13 protein-coding genes are annotated in these 16744 nt (G+C 37.8%); 11 read left to right on the forward strand and 2 right to left on the reverse strand.

The genetic code is table 11. The features are described from left to right. The first annotated feature begins 124 nt into the window (after positions 1 to 124). From EHR07_RS18430 to lpxB, 11 genes are all read left to right on the forward strand, one after another. A complete protein-coding gene (locus EHR07_RS18430; protein ID WP_135746502.1) occupies positions 125 to 2425 on the forward strand; it encodes a PP2C family protein-serine/threonine phosphatase in 2301 nt (766 codons plus the stop codon). A gap of 129 nt (positions 2426 to 2554) precedes the next feature. Further along, positions 2555 to 3256 (forward strand): hypothetical protein, encoded by a 702-nt coding sequence (locus tag EHR07_RS18435; protein WP_135746503.1) that lies wholly within the window; start codon positions 2555 to 2557, stop codon positions 3254 to 3256. A 144-nt stretch (positions 3257 to 3400) separates the two neighbouring features. Continuing rightward, positions 3401 to 4660: an NHL repeat-containing protein gene (locus EHR07_RS18440; RefSeq protein ID WP_135746504.1), complete on the forward strand. Its 1260-nt coding sequence runs from the start codon at positions 3401 to 3403 to the stop codon at positions 4658 to 4660. A 77-nt stretch (positions 4661 to 4737) separates the two neighbouring features. Then, a complete protein-coding gene (locus EHR07_RS18445; protein WP_135746505.1) occupies positions 4738 to 6651 on the forward strand; it encodes a PAS domain-containing sensor histidine kinase in 1914 nt (637 codons plus the stop codon). A gap of 156 nt (positions 6652 to 6807) precedes the next feature. Further along, positions 6808 to 7977: an ADP-forming succinate--CoA ligase subunit beta gene (sucC, locus tag EHR07_RS18450; RefSeq protein WP_135746506.1), complete on the forward strand. Its 1170-nt coding sequence runs from the start codon at positions 6808 to 6810 to the stop codon at positions 7975 to 7977. A 12-nt stretch (positions 7978 to 7989) separates the two neighbouring features. Continuing rightward, entirely contained in the window at positions 7990 to 8880 is an 891-nt protein-coding gene (gene sucD, locus EHR07_RS18455) for a succinate--CoA ligase subunit alpha (RefSeq protein WP_135746507.1), read from the forward strand. A gap of 56 nt (positions 8881 to 8936) precedes the next feature. Then, positions 8937 to 10478: a TolC family protein gene (locus tag EHR07_RS18460; RefSeq protein WP_135746508.1), complete on the forward strand. Its 1542-nt coding sequence runs from the start codon at positions 8937 to 8939 to the stop codon at positions 10476 to 10478. Between the two features lie 21 nt (positions 10479 to 10499). Further along, a complete protein-coding gene (locus EHR07_RS18465) occupies positions 10500 to 11954 on the forward strand; it encodes an SH3 domain-containing protein (RefSeq protein WP_135746509.1) in 1455 nt (484 codons plus the stop codon). An 11-nt stretch (positions 11955 to 11965) separates the two neighbouring features. Next, positions 11966 to 12196: an FmdB family zinc ribbon protein gene (locus tag EHR07_RS18470; protein ID WP_135746510.1), complete on the forward strand. Its 231-nt coding sequence runs from the start codon at positions 11966 to 11968 to the stop codon at positions 12194 to 12196. 9 nt (positions 12197 to 12205) lie between these two features. Continuing rightward, positions 12206 to 13072, forward strand: a complete 867-nt coding sequence (locus EHR07_RS18475) for an LpxI family protein (RefSeq protein ID WP_135746511.1) — start codon at positions 12206 to 12208, stop codon at positions 13070 to 13072. Further along, complete coding sequence (lpxB, locus tag EHR07_RS18480) at positions 13041 to 14252, forward strand: lipid-A-disaccharide synthase (protein WP_135746512.1); 1212 nt, start codon at positions 13041 to 13043, stop codon at positions 14250 to 14252. The genes EHR07_RS18475 and lpxB overlap by 32 nt, the downstream gene beginning before the upstream one ends. Here the strand turns inward: lpxB and EHR07_RS18485 are convergent. Continuing rightward, the gene (locus EHR07_RS18485) at positions 14226 to 14594 is read right to left on the reverse strand and encodes a hypothetical protein (protein WP_135746513.1); all 369 of its coding nucleotides are present in this window, start codon (positions 14592 to 14594) and stop codon (positions 14226 to 14228) included. The two genes, lpxB and EHR07_RS18485, sit on opposite strands and share 27 nt — an antisense overlap. Beyond that, positions 14579 to 16711, reverse strand: coding sequence for an LIC_12586 family protein (locus EHR07_RS18490; protein WP_135746514.1), 2133 nt, complete (start codon positions 16709 to 16711; stop codon positions 14579 to 14581). Before EHR07_RS18490 ends, EHR07_RS18485 begins: the two co-directional genes overlap by 16 nt. Positions 16712 to 16744 lie beyond the last annotated feature (33 nt).

Raw genomic sequence — 16744 nt, forward strand, 5'->3', positions numbered from 1 at the left:
AAAACAAAGAGATATTGAATAAAGTTCTTTTTAATAAGACATCTAACTTTTTTTGGAACCATTCCATAAAATATCTTTACTGCGCATTTTTGGCGGGTAGTCTTTGTTTCCCTGAGGAATCCATATGGCCATGATTTTTGATCGTATTTTCAAATTCATCTATAAGTATATCTCCTATAGTTTTGCGATCGTATTCTTTTCTCTTTTGGGTGCCTTTTTTGGAGCGTTTTACGCCTATTTTTTTGGTTCCGCCCTCATTCCCGACTTTACCACAGAAAACCATCCCCAAGTGGTTTGGGTTTTTTTAATCACAACTGGAATTGCAGCAATTGGCCATAGTGTCGAATTTGGAATTCTTAGCCCTCTTGGGTTTTTCGGTTTCCGTTCTGATACAAAGAAACTTAATACCATCTTAAAACCTAACGAAACGATTCGGCACAAAGATATTTTAGTTTTGGAAAGTTTACTAAATACAATCATCAATTTCCCCAAAGAAAATATGTATGCAGCCTTTCGATACGCACTCTTTATTTTTATTTCAGTTTCTATTACTCATTTCATCTACAAACATCCATTATACGAACTTGCTCTTATTTTTGTAGGTTGGCTAACGGCAGCATTTGTTTATGGAGGATTTTCCTATATCATCTCCGATTATTTTACGGGAGCCAAACGAGTAGAGATTAAAAAAATTCTATCGTTTCGCGATGTTACCATTCATAAAAATTATGGAATCATGAGTTTAAAAGGAAAATTCATTTTCTTATTAATTCTAATTTTACTTTCCCTTAGTGTTCTTGCTGTATTTATTTCCTTTGGTAACGCAAGCCTTATCAAAATTTCAGCCTTCATTACTATGACATTTTTTGAAGCCGTCATCCTTATCTTTATGTTTTTTCAATCCATCAATTTAACGTTAGAACAAATCAATGAATCAGCCAATAGTTTGGCTAGCGGTGGAAGCGGATCTCTGCCTATTTTATCGATCGATAAAGAATTCATCCAATTTGCAGAAAATTTTGAAAAAGCCACAAGAGAGGTAGGAAGAATCAGGGAGAACTTACAGGAATTAGTCGAGGCAAAAACATCCGAACTAAGAAACAGTTTAGAAACTGTTGAGTTTTTAAAAAAACAACAAGACGGGGATTATTTTTTAACTTCTTTATTAATTAAACCTTTAAGTTTAAACAAAACTCTAGGAACCAATGTAAAAACTGATTTTTTTATCAAACAAAAGAAAACTTTCACCTTCCATGGAAGAGAAAACGAAATTGGTGGAGATATTTGTATAACAAGAACTGTTTCACTTCGTGGCAAAGATTATACATTTTTTTTAAATGCAGACGCAATGGGGAAGTCTCTGCAGGGTGCTGGAGGGGTTCTTGTCCTCGGTGCTGCTGTTCAGTCCATTTTAGAAAGGTCTTTAGCCGTAGAGTCAGTAAAACAATTGTATGCAGAACGATGGATTAAAAACTCATTCCAAGAACTTCACCATATTTTTGAAAGTTTCGACTGTTCGATGTTAGTTTCTATGGTAATGGGACTTATTGACGACGAAACAGGCTTGGTATATTATATAAACGCAGAACATCCTTGGTCCGTATTATATCGTAACGAAAAATCAGAATTTATCAAAACAAACTCAGAACTTAGAAAATTAGGAACTCCCTTTAAAGAAAATGCTTTAGAGATTTCCACCTTACAATTGATTCCCGGTGATATCCTCATTCTTGGTTCTGACGGCCGCGATGATATTGAATTTGTTTCACAAGCAGAATACAGAAAAATCAATCATGACGAAGAATTATTTTTACATCATGTGGAAAATGGAAAAGGAGATTTAGAAAAAATTTACAAATCAATTCTAGATATGGGAGAACTAACAGATGATTTAAGTTTAATGAGGATTTCCTTTAAAGAACATATTTCACTTCCACCTAGGTCCATCAGGAAAGAATCTTATGAACTCATGAGAAAAGCAAGATCTAGTATTAAAGAAAATCATTTTGAAAATGCGAAAGATTACTTAATCGAAGCAAACAAAATTAATCCCGAAAACCAAGAAATACTCAGAGCACTCATTCGTCTTTTAGTGCGGATAAAAGATTACAAATTAGCTTCTGAAAAATTTAATACATATATAGAAGAATTTCCAGGAGATACAGACCTAATTTATTTAGCATCCTTCACCTACAAACAAACCAAAGAATACGGAAAGGCCATTGATATGGGTGAGAGGATTCGATTACGAAATCCAGGTCACCTTGCAAATTTACTTCGTCTAGTACAACTTTATCTTTTAGTGGGAAATGTATCAAAAGCAGAAAAAACCTTAAACCTGGCCTCCCTTCTCGCAGCTGATTCCAAAAGACTGGTTAGTTTAAAATCAGAAATTGAAACCTTGCGAAAGAAAGTGATTCATTAAATGGATTCCAAGTTAGCAGGATTTCCGACAAAAAGAAACACTAAAAAAATTACCGTAACGCTTTTGTTTCTGATTTTAACGTTTGGCGAAAAATACCTAAAATCATAAAATAGATTTCATAAGTCACTAATGTTTGCTCGCTTTTTCTATATTACCTTTTTCCTAACCGTTGTTTTACAATGTACTACCACTGGATTTCATGAAAAAAAAATCAGAGAAACTATGGATTTTGGAATAGAAAGCAAGTTTCGAGTTTGTCTAGTCACGGAACCCGATATCACAAAAGAAGAAATCTCCGATTTATTTACTGCTTGGAACGAAGAACTCTTATACTATAAACTCAAAGCAGAACCAATTTTATTAGAAGTAGTAGAAAGGCCAGGATTTTGGGGTACAGATATTTTAGGTTATTTGATGGATCGCCAATTAACAAAAGATTGTGATCGGTTATTGTATTTAAAAGGAAGGACCTGGGGGGATATTAGTTTTGAAATTTTGACCCTGGGAATTTTTGTGGGAGTGGGTTTAAAGTTAGAAGTCCAAGGTGCAGTAGAAGGTCAAACAAACACGAGAGGATATATCAAAGCCAAGTATATTTCCACCATACAAATGTTATTCACTAGCCCTAATTCCACCCTCATCCATGAAGGATATCATCTTCTAGGATGTGGCCACCAACTTTTTATGAAAGAATGTTATGAAAGAATTAGAAATGTGAAACTTCTTCTGTCAGACCCCAATCGAGATCCCCATTTTTTCCCGGTCATCACCACGAGTGGAAAAAAAATCTTAACCAGACCAGAATTTTTATCTTACCCTAACAACGAGTAAATTCTGATTCATAAGACTGACATCTATTGTAAAGGATAAAACCCACATCCTAATTTTTGCTACAGACAATTACGAATCAACTTCTGTTTAGTTTGGACTTGCTTTTGTCCTCCCGTTTTTTGTAACATCCAAACAGAAAGTTTTATGTATCATTTTTTTATTTCGCTATTGGCATTTGTTTTCTTCATTTCCTGCTCCACTCCCAAATCAGAAAATCTTTGTGACACAGAAAATTCAAAATTCATTTCGAATTTGTTATTTCGCTTTCTTATCAAAGATAAAAGTGACCAATGCGGGTACAAAGTGAATTCAAATCCACCTGCCTGTGAACTCAATTATGAAGAAACTCATTTGGATGTGAATTGGCCAGCCATCCAAAAAGAAATGGAATCCCAGTTTCTCTTGGGATCTGGTGCCTCAGAATCCTTAATCCAATATCGTCCAGAGTCTATTGGAGCTGTCATCAGTTCAAGTTTTCCTGCCTTCCAAGGAGCCTTAAACGCTCCGAATGGGAATGTTTATATTGTTCCTTATTATTCACCTAAAATATTAGAAGTGAATCCGATCTCTAAATCCTATTCTATTATGGGGTCTTTTTCTGAATCAGTGGAAAGGATTGGAGGAGCTCTTGGCCCTGCGGGTATCCTATATTTTGCACCACACTTAGTGGCGGATTTTTACGCATTCAATACAAACAACAATTCCATATCAATACTTGGGAATGAATCTTTGGCAACAGCTGCATATAACGGAGCTATCTATGCTCCGAATGGAAAAATTTACTATGTACCAAGCTCAGAAACCATCATTCGTTATTATGATACGAACACAAAAACCATTGGTCAGGTAACTACACCCACAAGCGGTGGATTTTCCACGGGGGTTCTCACCCCACAGGGAAAAATTTATTTCATTCCTCTTACAAGCACAAGGATGTATATCTTAGATACAAAAGATGATTCTGTCACCATTCATCCCTATGTATATCCAGGAGGAAGTGCTTATATTTCAGGTATTCTCACTCCCAATGAGAGAATCTATATGATACCTCATTCCGCTACACAAGTTCTTTATCTAGACATATCATCGAATGAAATTGTTTTAGCAGGCAATATTCCCTCGCCAGGCTCTAGTATGTTTAATGGAGCCGTCCTTGCGCCCAATGGGAAAATTTATCCCATCCCAGAGGACTATCCAAATTTTATTTCCTTTGATACCAAAGACCATACGATAAGCACACTCTTTCCTAAACCCACAGGCTCTTATCGTGGGGGGGCCCTGGGTCCCGAAGGGGAAATTTATTTAGCACCCCATACAACCGATCGATTTGATTTAATCCAAACGGGTTCCCTGGGAAGGTTCTGTCAATCGCTACGGCTCTCGCCCTATTGGAACAAACTCTAAGCTAAATTTTGTCCCATAATTTTCAGATTCCATTCGTCCGATAAACTGTAGTTTTTCTACGGCGGACAAAACAATCAATGGAATCGTTCACTCAAAACAGTAGTTTATCTTTTGCACAATTTGCTGATAAACTACCTTTTGGTATCCTTGTCTTCCATTCTCCGACTTCCGAGTTTTCGTTAGAAAGTAAGTTAGTTTATACAAACCCAATCGCAAAAACCTTCTTTGCACTTCCCAAAGTGAACCAAATCCAACCTTCGATAAAGGAAATTTTCCCAAACTTACAAAAAGAAGGATTCCTTTCCCAAATTCTCTCTGGCCTATCCAAAAAGAATAATTCAAAAATATATTTGAATGCGGAACTATTAACGAACAAAAAATTCGAAAACAAAAAACTCTACTCACTTTTTGCAGAAGAACTTTCAGAAAACCATTTTCATCTTATCATACAAGAAGTCACAGAACGATCGTTTGCTGAAAAATCTTTTTATGAAAACGAATTTAGGTTAAACCATGTTTTAAAAACAATGATCAATGGAGTTGTTGTAACAAACTTGGAAGGACAAATCATTTATGCCAATGAAAGTGCGGCTAATATTTTATCCCTAAGTATCGATAATATTCAAAACAAATATTTTTCAGGTAAAGAATGGCGTCAAATTCGTGATGACGGTTCTCCTTTGCCAAAGGAAGAACTACCATTAGCCGAGGCACTAGGAAAACAGAAAACAGTATATAATTTCGAACACGGACTTGTCTCCGATGGAGAAAAGATCAAATGGTTAAGTATCAATGCAGCTCCTCTTTTTGACGAAATAGGAAATTTAGAAGGGGCTACAGCGAGTTTTCTTGATATCACAGAATTAAAAAACACGGAACATAGGATCCAATCCAAAAATAAAAAACTAAAAGCCATCCTCGATGCCATAGAAAGGTCTGCGATAGTCAGTGTTACTGACACAAAAGGTATCATACAAAGAGTAAACCAAAAGTTTATACAAATCTCCGGTTATACAGAAAAGGAACTTGTAGGTTTCGACCATAGAAAACTCAATTCACAATTTCATCCCAAAGAGTTTTGGGAAAAAATGTGGAAAGACATTCTATCTGGTATTCCTTGGGAAGGAGTCATTCGTAACAAGTCCAAAGACGGTAATTTTTTCTGGTTACAAACATTCATCCATCCCTTGTACGATTCCAATAATTCAATAGAATCTTTTTTATCGATACGGTTTAATATCACTGAAGAAGTGGAAGCACTAGAAAATACAAATCGGATGTTACATTTTACTGGAATCCAAAATAGTAAATTACAAAACTTTGCTTATATTGTATCTCATAACATACGCCAACATTCATCCAACTTTACCTCTTTAATCGACTTATTAGAAGAGAGTCCAACAGAGGAAGAAAGAAAGAACATTGTCAAAATGTTACATGCATCTTCAGAGAAACTAAATGAAACCATCACTCACCTAAACGACATTATTTCGATTAACCAAATGTTAAACAAACCAGTGGAACTTTGTTCCATGGAAGAGGAAATTCAAAAAACCTTAAACATACTAAAGGGATCTATTGAATCACGAAACATAGAAGTGTTTTTGGATTTGGAAGATCACTTAGAACTTAAAATCATTCCTGCTTATTTGGAAAGTATTCTCTTAAACTTGGTTTCCAACGCGGTTAAGTATGTGCGTTTAAAGAAAGGAGCCTTCATTAAAATTAGTTCCAAAAAGTTACCAGGCCAAGTGCAGTTGACTGTCGAGGATAATGGGCTTGGAATCAATTTAGAGAAACACGGTAACAAAATTTTTGGAATGTTTAAGACATTTCATAAAAACGAAGACGCTCGAGGGATTGGGCTTTTTATCACCAAATCTCAAGTGGAAGTTCTTGGCGGAACCATATCTGTGGAGAGTAAGGAAGGGATTGGTTCTAAATTTACAGTATTCTTTCCCGAAAATCCCAACCTGGTGGTTCCCTTCTAACTCCAACTTTGCTAAAAAATTAAGCAATTTCGAATCTTACCCAAGGCAAGTGTCCTATCGTAGCATTCGGTCTTGACAATCTCCCCTACCACACGAGCCTTATCCTAGTGATCCGTGGGCCTAGCCTACGGACGTACCAATGACATAAGGAAATCCATGAAAGTCCACGAATACCAGGCCAAAGAAATCCTACGTAGACACAATGCCAACGTTCCCTTCGGAAAGGTCATCGACACTGTCGGTGAGTTCGAAAAGGCATATAGCGAAGTTGTCCAAAAATCACCCGTTGTGGTGGTAAAAGCCCAAATCCACGCTGGTGGACGAGGAAAAGGTGGCGGGGTCAAAGTCGCAAAGACAAAAGATGACGCCAAAGCAGCAGCAGAGAAAATTCTCGGAATGCAACTCATCACTCCTCAGACCGGTCCAGAAGGAAAAAAAGTCCTGAAAGTGTATTTGGAACAAGGTCTTGAAATTGCAAAAGAATACTACCTTTCCATCTTACTCGATCGTGCATTTCGCAAAACCATCATTATGGCATCCACTGAAGGTGGAATGGAAATCGAAGAAGTAGCAGAAACTCACCCAGAAAAAATCATCAAAATTCAGATTGATCCGGGTATTGGAATCCAAGGTTCTCAAGTGCGTGAACTCGCATTTGCTTTAGGAATCCCAGCAGAAGCACAAAAGTCTTTTACAGCTCTTGTAAATTCAGTTTACAACGCATACATCAAAGAAGATGCAGCTCTTCTTGAAATTAACCCACTGATTCTCACAAAACAAAACGAAATCGTTGCGGGTGACTGCAAGATGGACTTAGATGAAAACGCTCTTTACCGTCATCCAGAGAACGAAGCTCTTCGTGATATCACAGAAGAAGATCCGTATGAAGTAAAAGCAAAAGAATACAACCTAAACTATGTTAAGTTAGATGGTAACATTGGCTGTATGGTGAACGGTGCCGGACTTGCCATGGCAACTATGGACATCGTTAAGTTGGCTGGTGCTGAACCTGCTAACTTTTTGGACGTCGGAGGTGGGGCAAACCCTACTACCGTTGAAAACGGCTTTCGACTCATCCTTTCTGATCCAAACGTAAAAGGTATCTTTGTAAACGTATTCGGTGGGATCGTTCGCTGTGACCGAGTGGCTGTCGGAATTATCGAAGCTACTAAAAAGGTAAACGTAACTGTACCAGTAGTGGTTCGATTGAAAGGAACCAATGCAGAAGAAGGGAAAAAAATCCTTAACGAATCCGGTATGAACATTGTTGGAGTAGAAGGACTCCGTGACGCGGCAGACAAAATTGTCTCCCTAATCAAAAAATAGGAACTATAAAACATGGCTGTATTAGTTGATGAAAACACAAGAGTAGTCGTCCAAGGGATCACCGGAAAGGAAGGATCCTTTCATGCGACTCAAATGTTGGAATATGGTACAAAAGTAGTTGCTGGAGTGACTCCAGGCAAAGGGGGCCAAATCTGGACCTCAGAAACCGGAAAAACAGCACCCGTTCGCAATACCATTAAAGATGCGATGAAAGAAGACGGTGCCAATGCTGCTGTAATCTTTGTTCCGCCTCCATTTGCTGCTGATGCTATTTTGGAAGGAATTTTTGCGGAAATCCCACTTGTGGTTTGTATCACAGAAGGAATTCCTACTCACGATATGCTAAAAGTATATAGTGTACTCCGTAATTCTAAAACAAAACTAGTGGGACCAAACTGCCCAGGAGTCATTAACCCTCGTTACAATGTAAAGATGGGAATTATGCCTGGCTTTATCCACACTCCAGGAAATATCGGAATCGTTTCCCGCTCTGGAACATTAACCTATGAATCAGTGGCGGCTCTTACGGCAGCCGGTCTTGGTCAATCTACTTGTATCGGAATCGGGGGAGACCCAGTTCCTGGAATGAACCATACAGAAGCAGTCCGTCTTTTGAATGAAGATCCAGATACAGAAGGTATTGTCATGATTGGTGAAATCGGTGGAACTTCGGAAGAAGAAGCGGCCGCTTACATCAAAGCCCATGTCAAAAAACCAGTGGTAGGTTTTATCGCAGGGCAAACTGCTCCTCCAGGAAAACGTATGGGCCATGCCGGTGCGATCATTTCCGGTGGAATGGGAACTGCCACTTCTAAAATTGCTGCCATGAAAGACGCTGGTGTCAGCATCTGTGCACATATTGGTGAAGTGGGCGAAAAAATGAAAGTTGCCATTAAAAAATAAGGGATCTTTCAAAAAAAACGGCTATTCAAAGGAAATGGGGAGTCTGAATTAACAGTATGGAACAACGTTCATGGGTTTCAAGTACATTGATCCTCCTCGTTTCCGTCGGCCTCTTGGCTGCGGATTCTGGAGATAAGGGTTTTACACTTAGCTTACAAGATGCAGTCAAGTATGCCATTGATAACAATCGCGAGGTCATGCAGGCCCGTTTGGAATTAGTCAAAGCAGATTCAAACTTAATGAAGTTTGAGAGTAAGTATTCTTGGCGCGCACTTTCTAAAGCGGAAATAGATGAGAAAAAATTCCCTTTCAACCAAAACAATATCTTTACGGGAACCAAAACCCAAACCAATACTTATAGTGCGGGTCTCGAAAAACTTTTTACAACAGGAACTTATTTCAAATTAGAAGCTAAGTCACAACGTTTTGATTCGAACGCTTTTGAAGATCCGAATAAAACTCCTGCAGGATTTTCCGCTCTCGGACTTCCTCCCTTATATACAGATACTCTTTCCATTACTATTGCTCAGGATTTATTAAAAAATGCCTTTGGTGCCAACGAAAGGAATATGGAAAAAATCCTCGAGAACCAAACAGAGATCATGCGTGAGCAAATGGAAGACCAAGTGGCAAACAAAGTAGTAGCCACTCTTGTTGACTATTGGAATTACTCTGTCAAAGAATCAGGATACCAAACTTTCGAACAACTTTTGAAAAACACAAAAAACGTCAGGGATCTAACCATCCGTAAACAAGGTCTTGGACTTTCTGAAAGTTTTGAAGTTAACCAATGGAACGCCCTTCTCTCCCAAGTAGAAGGACAAATGGCTCAGGCAGCCGCTGAAAAAGAAGAAGCTCGTCGTAAACTCATTCGTTCTCTTAATCTTCCGGAAGACACAATCTTCCAAAAGACAAGTCCTCTTTCGGAGACACTTCCAACAAAATTGGATTACCAAGCTGATATCGATTATGCTTACAAACATAGAGCAGATTTTAAAGCCATTGCGCGAAAAAAAGAAAACGCAGAGCTCTCTATGAAAACAGCAAAAAATGAAGCCCTTCCTTCTTTGAAAGCGGCGGGAACTTACGGATACCAAGCGCAAAATACCATTAGTCCTCAAAACAACTATTCGGACAATCGGGCTGGTGTATTTTCTTACCAATACCCTGTGATGCAAGGTTCCTTGGATCTTTCTTATCCAATCATGGACAAAGGGGTGAAAGCAGGAATTCGCGATGCAGAAATCCAAAAACGTCAGGTTTCCTTGGAAGAATCAGACCTTGTCAAAGCAGTTGCTGATGATGTTAAAACAAGAATTGATATCTTAAAAGCATCTTTCCAAGTAATGGAAAATGCAAAACGAACCGAAGAAGAATCTAAAAAATACTATAACGGTGTTTTACGATCCTTCCAACAAGGACGTTTCAACGCACTTGCTGTAAAAAATGCCTTGGACACTCATGTCCAGGACCAATTGTCTCTTGTTCGTGCCAAAGTAGATTTCAACATTAACTTACATAGATACTATGTTGCTAAAAATGCTTTATTTGAAGAATACGGAGTGGAAAGATCCAAACTCCTACCTGAAAATCTTTAAGAAAAAAACGGGAGATTCCATTTGATACGCTCCCGTGTATTTCTCGCAGTAAGTTTCCTTTTTCTTTTTGTTGTCCTAATTACTTATGCCTTTGTTGACTTTCGCGAGAGAGAAGACAAAGCTTATGATCTTTATAAGTCTGAGGCTTATCTCAAAGTACTTGGCCTCTATCAGGAAAACGAAATTCCTGCAAGTGAACTTGAACTTACCCTTCTTTCAGAGTCCATTTCCCAGTTAGAAAAAAAATTAAACGAAAAGGAAACAACGAAAGACCTTCTTATCTTTTTCCAAAAACGTTCGGGAACAAAACTTGTAGAATGGGAAACCACAAGAGGAACCTATTACCATGTGGAAGATCCTTATCTTCCCAATTTGAAAAAACATGGGGACGGTTACAAAAGAGCTTTAATCACAAAAATCATTACGATCTCGAAACCCATTCCAAAATCGGAAGTCAAAAACCTACTCTTAAAACTCATTTTGGAAGATCCAAGGGGTATCGAGGAAAAGTATAGTCGAGCCTTATCCAATTTACTCAGTTTTCCTTTTGAATCCATTGGTGAAATTGAATCAGATTTTCTTGTGCAGACCTTACATTTTTTATCGAATCAATCCAACACCAACTTATATCACCAAACAGCCATACTACGAGGGAAAAATGTAAATCTTCGCAGTGGCCCTGGGCGCGAAAATGCTGAAGTTGGAAAGATCAGCGAACCAGAAAGAACCTTTTGTTTGGAAGAAGATCCAACATCGGAGACCATCGTTGGAAATATAGGGCACTGGAAACGTTGTTACTTTCCTAATCTTCAAAAATCGGCATGGATTTTTTCTGGATTTTTGACGGAAGTTCCACCGGATTCAAATCTCATAGCAGAGTTTGAAAAAAGATTTAAGTCTGTAGACAATGAAATTCGAATCGATTTTGAAGGTTGGAACGGAAACCAAATTCCCTCTACTTTTTTTGGTAACTATATCGCTCGTGATTCGATCCGCATTTCTGGAGAAACCGGATTTCCCATTTATGGTTTTTCAAAAAACACTAAATCGTTCGAGAGAATCTGTAAAAAACTATCAGGTGACAAAAACTATTTTGAGTTTTCCTTCCAACCAACCGAGGCAGAAAAACCGATTCCCATTTTGGAATTACATCTAAATTACGATAACAAAGAACATCTTGCTTATTCCCTTTCCCTAGATAAAGAATCCATTTGGGTAAATAAAAATCGATATGTCCTCGACGGAGAAAAAAGAAGAGAAAACCTGTCCTTACATATTGAATCCCAAGAGGGGGACAAATGGAACGCAAGCCTTTGGCGGCGAAACACAGGACTCATTCAATCGATTCGTTCCCTTCCCTTGGATGAATCGGCACTGAACTCGAGAAGATTCTCCTGGGAGATTTGTTTACCTTTGGCGAAAGAACCGAGCAGAGAAAAAGTACTACTCTTTGAAATTAGAACAGGAATCCATTAGAGGAGGAAACTATGGCTACCTATGACTACCATTGTAATACATGTGGAAAAGACTTTGAACACGTTCAGTCAATGAAAGAGGATGCACTCACCCATTGCCTTTGTGGTAAAAATGGATCTGTCGAAAGACGAATTTCTGCCAGTGCAGGAATCATCTTTAAAGGTTCTGGGTTTTATGTAACCGATTATAAAAAAGATAGTTCTGCTCCGTCTTCTGGAAATACGGATTCAGGTACTACGTAAGGTTTTTCTTTGGCACCGAAAGGCCGATTAGCCATTATAGCTGGGGGTGGGGAGTTACCTCATATTGGAATGAAGGAAGCATTAGCTGCCGGTGAGGATCCCCTATTTCTTGGTCTCATTGAATCTGACTTTTCACCTAGAGAACATAGTGCCCGCACGATCCCAGTCCACATCACTCAAATTGGCAAAATTCTAAAAACGATCCAAAAAGAAAAGATCACAAGAATTTTGATGCTTGGGAAAGTGCGTAAAGATCTCCTCTTTCAAAAATTGAAATTTGATCTCAAAGCACTTGCCATCCTTGCCCGTACTATCAATCGAAATGATTATCCGATTTTTTTAGCCATTGCCGATGAGTTCGAAGCGATGGGAGTCAAGGTCATTTCTCAGAAAATCTATTTACAATCCCTCCTTCTTCCCGAAGGCAGATACACTCCAAAAAAATTCAATACCCAAGAATTAAAAGACATCGACTTTGGGATGTTTTATGCAGAAAAAATGGCCGATTTAGATATCGGACAAATGGTTGTGGTTTGTGACGAATCAGTGATTGCTGTCGAAGCGGTAGAAGGAACTGACGAAACCATCAAACGAGGCGGGGCCTATACCAAAAAGAAAGGTGATGCCGTTGTTTGTAAAAGTCCCAAAGCCAAACAAGACAATCGTTTTGACCTCCCTACCATTGGAATACACACCTTTCAGGTAATGCTTGAGAGTGGATGTAAAACACTCTGCATTCGTGAAGGGGAAACCTTAGTGGTGGATCCCAAAGCAGTGATCGAATTTGCCACCAAACACAAACTTAACTTTTGTGTTGTAGGAAAAAACGGAAGTAAGGTTCTCAATGGTAACCAAAAAAAAATCCCATCTACATGAGTCTGACAAAAATTTCTTGGTCATCGCTGGTGAACATTCCGGTGATTTACTAGGAGCAGATCTATTACATGAATTATCAATATTAGAACCTGATTACAAATTCTACGGAATTGGTGGAGAAGGAATGATGGAACAAGGCCTCGATTCATTAGAAGAGTTGGAGAACTTGAGTGTCATCGGATTTTCAGAAGCTATCAAAAAATATAGTTTTTTAAAGAAAGTGTTTTATCGGGTTTTAGAAGAAACCAATTTTCGACCAACAAAACTTGCTATTTTAATAGACTATCCAGGTTTTAACTTACGTTTGGCGAAGGAATTAAAACAAAGAGGGATCCCTACTGTATTTTATGTTTCCCCACAAATCTGGGCATGGAAATTCAATCGGATTTATTTTATCAAAGAACAGATTGCATTAATGCTTACCCTCTTCCGATTTGAAGAGGAAATTTATACTGAATACGGTGTAAATGCTAAGTTTGTGGGTCATCCCATCACCAAACGAATTCCAGAAAAACTAAAAAAAGAACCAGTCATCACGGAGAAACTTCCTGATGCCCACCATGGATATACAGTCGGACTTCTTCCTGGTTCCAGAAAGGGCGAAATCCATAGGTTAATTGATCCCCTCCTCGGTACGGCTGCCCTTCTCCACGAACAGTGTAAACTGGAAAAAAAGAAAATTGTATTTCTTCTCCCGAATATCAATGCCAAAGAAGAAACCTTTCTTTTAGAAAAAATCAAAACATTGAAACAAATCCATCCCGACATCCAAATTCATTATCTATGGAATGCCTCTCTTCGTGTGATGGAAACAAGTGACCTCCTACTCATTGCTTCGGGTACGGCAACCTTAGAGGGACTTTATTTTGAAACTCCAATGGTGATCCTTTATAAAGTAAGTTTATTTACTTATTTTTTGGGATCTTTACTGATAAAATCCAAATTCATTGGTCTTGCCAATATACTTGCAGGTGAAGAAGTTTGTCGTGAAATCACTCAAAACGAATGCCAACCAAAGTATATCTTTCAAGAAGCATGGAAGATCCTTTCTAATTCGAAACTAAAGAATAAAATAAAAGGGATTTTAAGAGAAACAAAAGAAAGAGAACTAGGAACTACCAATGCTTCCAAAAAGGCAGCAAAGGAAATCCAATCACTCCTTAGATCCCTTCCGAATTAAACGCACGACTCGATTTTCCCAAGTCCCAATCCAGGACTTGGGTTTTAAATCCGAATACAAAAAATAACCTTTGATGGTTTCTTCATCATTCGGTTTTAAACGAATTCCCACAGAATCCAATTCTAAACTTAGATCGTTTGTCCCATTCCAAAGAACCTTGTTTTCTTCAGGTAAAATGTCTAAAGAATGAGTTTGATTTTCCCATTCCAAAATCCACTCACCGCCAAACGCAGGTAATTTGGATATCTCCGGAGCAATATCTGCAGGATTTTTGGATTCTTTACATTGGAAAAAGAAAAATAGAACTGCAAAAACACTAACAAAAACTATTTGATAACGCATTTATTTTCCTCTTCAATGAAACTAAAACTTCCTCTAGATTCCCCAACAACTCCATAAGTTGTAAAGGCATAGTTTCCATTTTTATTATTTCCATAACCCTTCAAGTCCAACAAATCACTAGAAACCACTAAATTGGAAATATAATCCATATCCGAATAACGACTTAAATCAAATTCCATTTGGAATGGTTTTTTCAAAGGGTCCAAATTCATTTCTAATTTGGAAACCAAATCCGCCTCTTTTAAGTGAACTCCAAATAACTTCAATGTATAAGAAGTTCGAGCATCCTTATGCAAACTATAATAATCGCTTCCAATACTATTAAAACTATAATCTAAACCAACATGGGTTGGCCTAAGTTCCGTACCACAAAAATTCATCCAAGGATCGGACCAAGGGTATTCATTCAAAACCAAACTAAAACCAAAATTTGGAGTTTTACTAGCGAAATAGGAAACCATGGAAACCTTCGAACCTGTTGTTCCGAGGTTCAAATTAAGATTCATCCTACCATCCTTAACCACAAGGTTACCTTTCGATTCACCTAGAGATTTCGATCCGTCAAAAGGATAAAAATTAGAAATCTGAATTCCAAAATCTAAATTCATAGACTCTAAAAAGTATTTATAAATCTTTTTTTGGTAAAAATACTCCTCTGGAATCAACTTCTCTTGGCGTTCCCTAATTTCTTCTAAGGTTTCCTTTTTCCAATCCTCATACAAAGGTTTCCATTCACTTCCAGTTAGGTCAGGTGTTTGAAAAACTAGTTTTGTTTTGGAAGTCATAGGATAATAAAAAGATCCATCTGCTTTTTTGGAACGTCCCCAAACACTCGATCCAAAACCAGAAAGATGAGAAGGTTTGCCAAAAAGTAAAGAATCAAAGTTAAAACTCCATTCGTTTCCTTCGGTTAGTTTCAAAGATAAAGAACCTTTATCTAACTGTAAAAGTTTGGAATCCCACTGAATTTCTGATCCCAAAATTTCTCCTCGAAGTTGAAACCATTTGTTTTTGTCCCCGGATTCTAAAAGATCTAAATTTCCTTTTAAAACACCGGACAATGGAAGAGAAAAATTACCCGACAAATCGGAAATCCTTTCTGCAATATTTTCAAGAGATTCGATTTGGAATTCAAAATGACGGTCTAATAAAGGTTCTTTGATATTTTCTGTTTTTACAGTGGTTTTGATTCGGAAGTCAGTTCCTAAAAATTCCCGTTCTTCTTTGTTTGGTGTGAACAAAAATATTTCGCGAAATCGAAATCCATCTAAAATGTAATTTTCAAAAAAAGGAATGGGTATAAAGGAATTTTCAAATTCCACATCCCCTCTGGCTGTAAAACCAGAGACTGAATCCCGAAATATTTTTCCTTCCCCCGAAAGAACTGCAGAATGGACATTGGAACCAAATAAGTAATTGGTAAGGATAATGGCTTCTTCTGATGGATAGTTTTTCCATTTAAACTCAAATTGGAATTCATCCAAACTGGCTTCTGAAAACTCACCTTCACCTTTAATGCGAGTTGTATTGGGAATCCAAAACCAACCATTGTTATATGAAAGATATAGTTTTTTATTCTTTCGTTTTAAAACAATATCCCAACCTTCTTTCCAATCCACCAAAGTGGAATCGTTTTGTTTGACTGTAAGTCTTGCATCATGAAATCGAATGTCTTTTAGTTTGCTCTTTTGTGCATATTCAATGAGTTGGTTTCGTAAACTCACATTCTCATTTAAAACCAAATGAGGACTATAAAAATCAATTTGTTCTACAGTAGGAGATTCTTTAAAGTAACTCGAGAGTCGAAAGGTAACCTTTTTTACCTTCAACATATGGTCGTTAAAGGAAAAGTCCTCTTCATTGGAAACCACGAGGTCTTCAATGATAAGCCCTTCACGGAGTGAAAAATCAAGAACCCCAATATCAACCGCTTTACCAAGTTCTTTGTTGATCGTATAGGAAACTACTTTCCGTAGTTGTACAAGTGGAATGCGGTAGTTTCGGAGGTAATACTCCAAACCATAATAACCAAGTAGAAAAACAAAAAAAATGAAACCTAGGGCCAAAAATGAAAATAGAACCCGCTTGTTTTCACGGATTCTATATAGTAGGTTCATCAAGGATTGCCTATAAACGAATAGGCGTTGTAA

Source organism: Leptospira bandrabouensis (assembly GCF_004770905.1).
Taxonomy (GTDB): domain Bacteria; phylum Spirochaetota; class Leptospiria; order Leptospirales; family Leptospiraceae; genus Leptospira_A; species Leptospira_A bandrabouensis.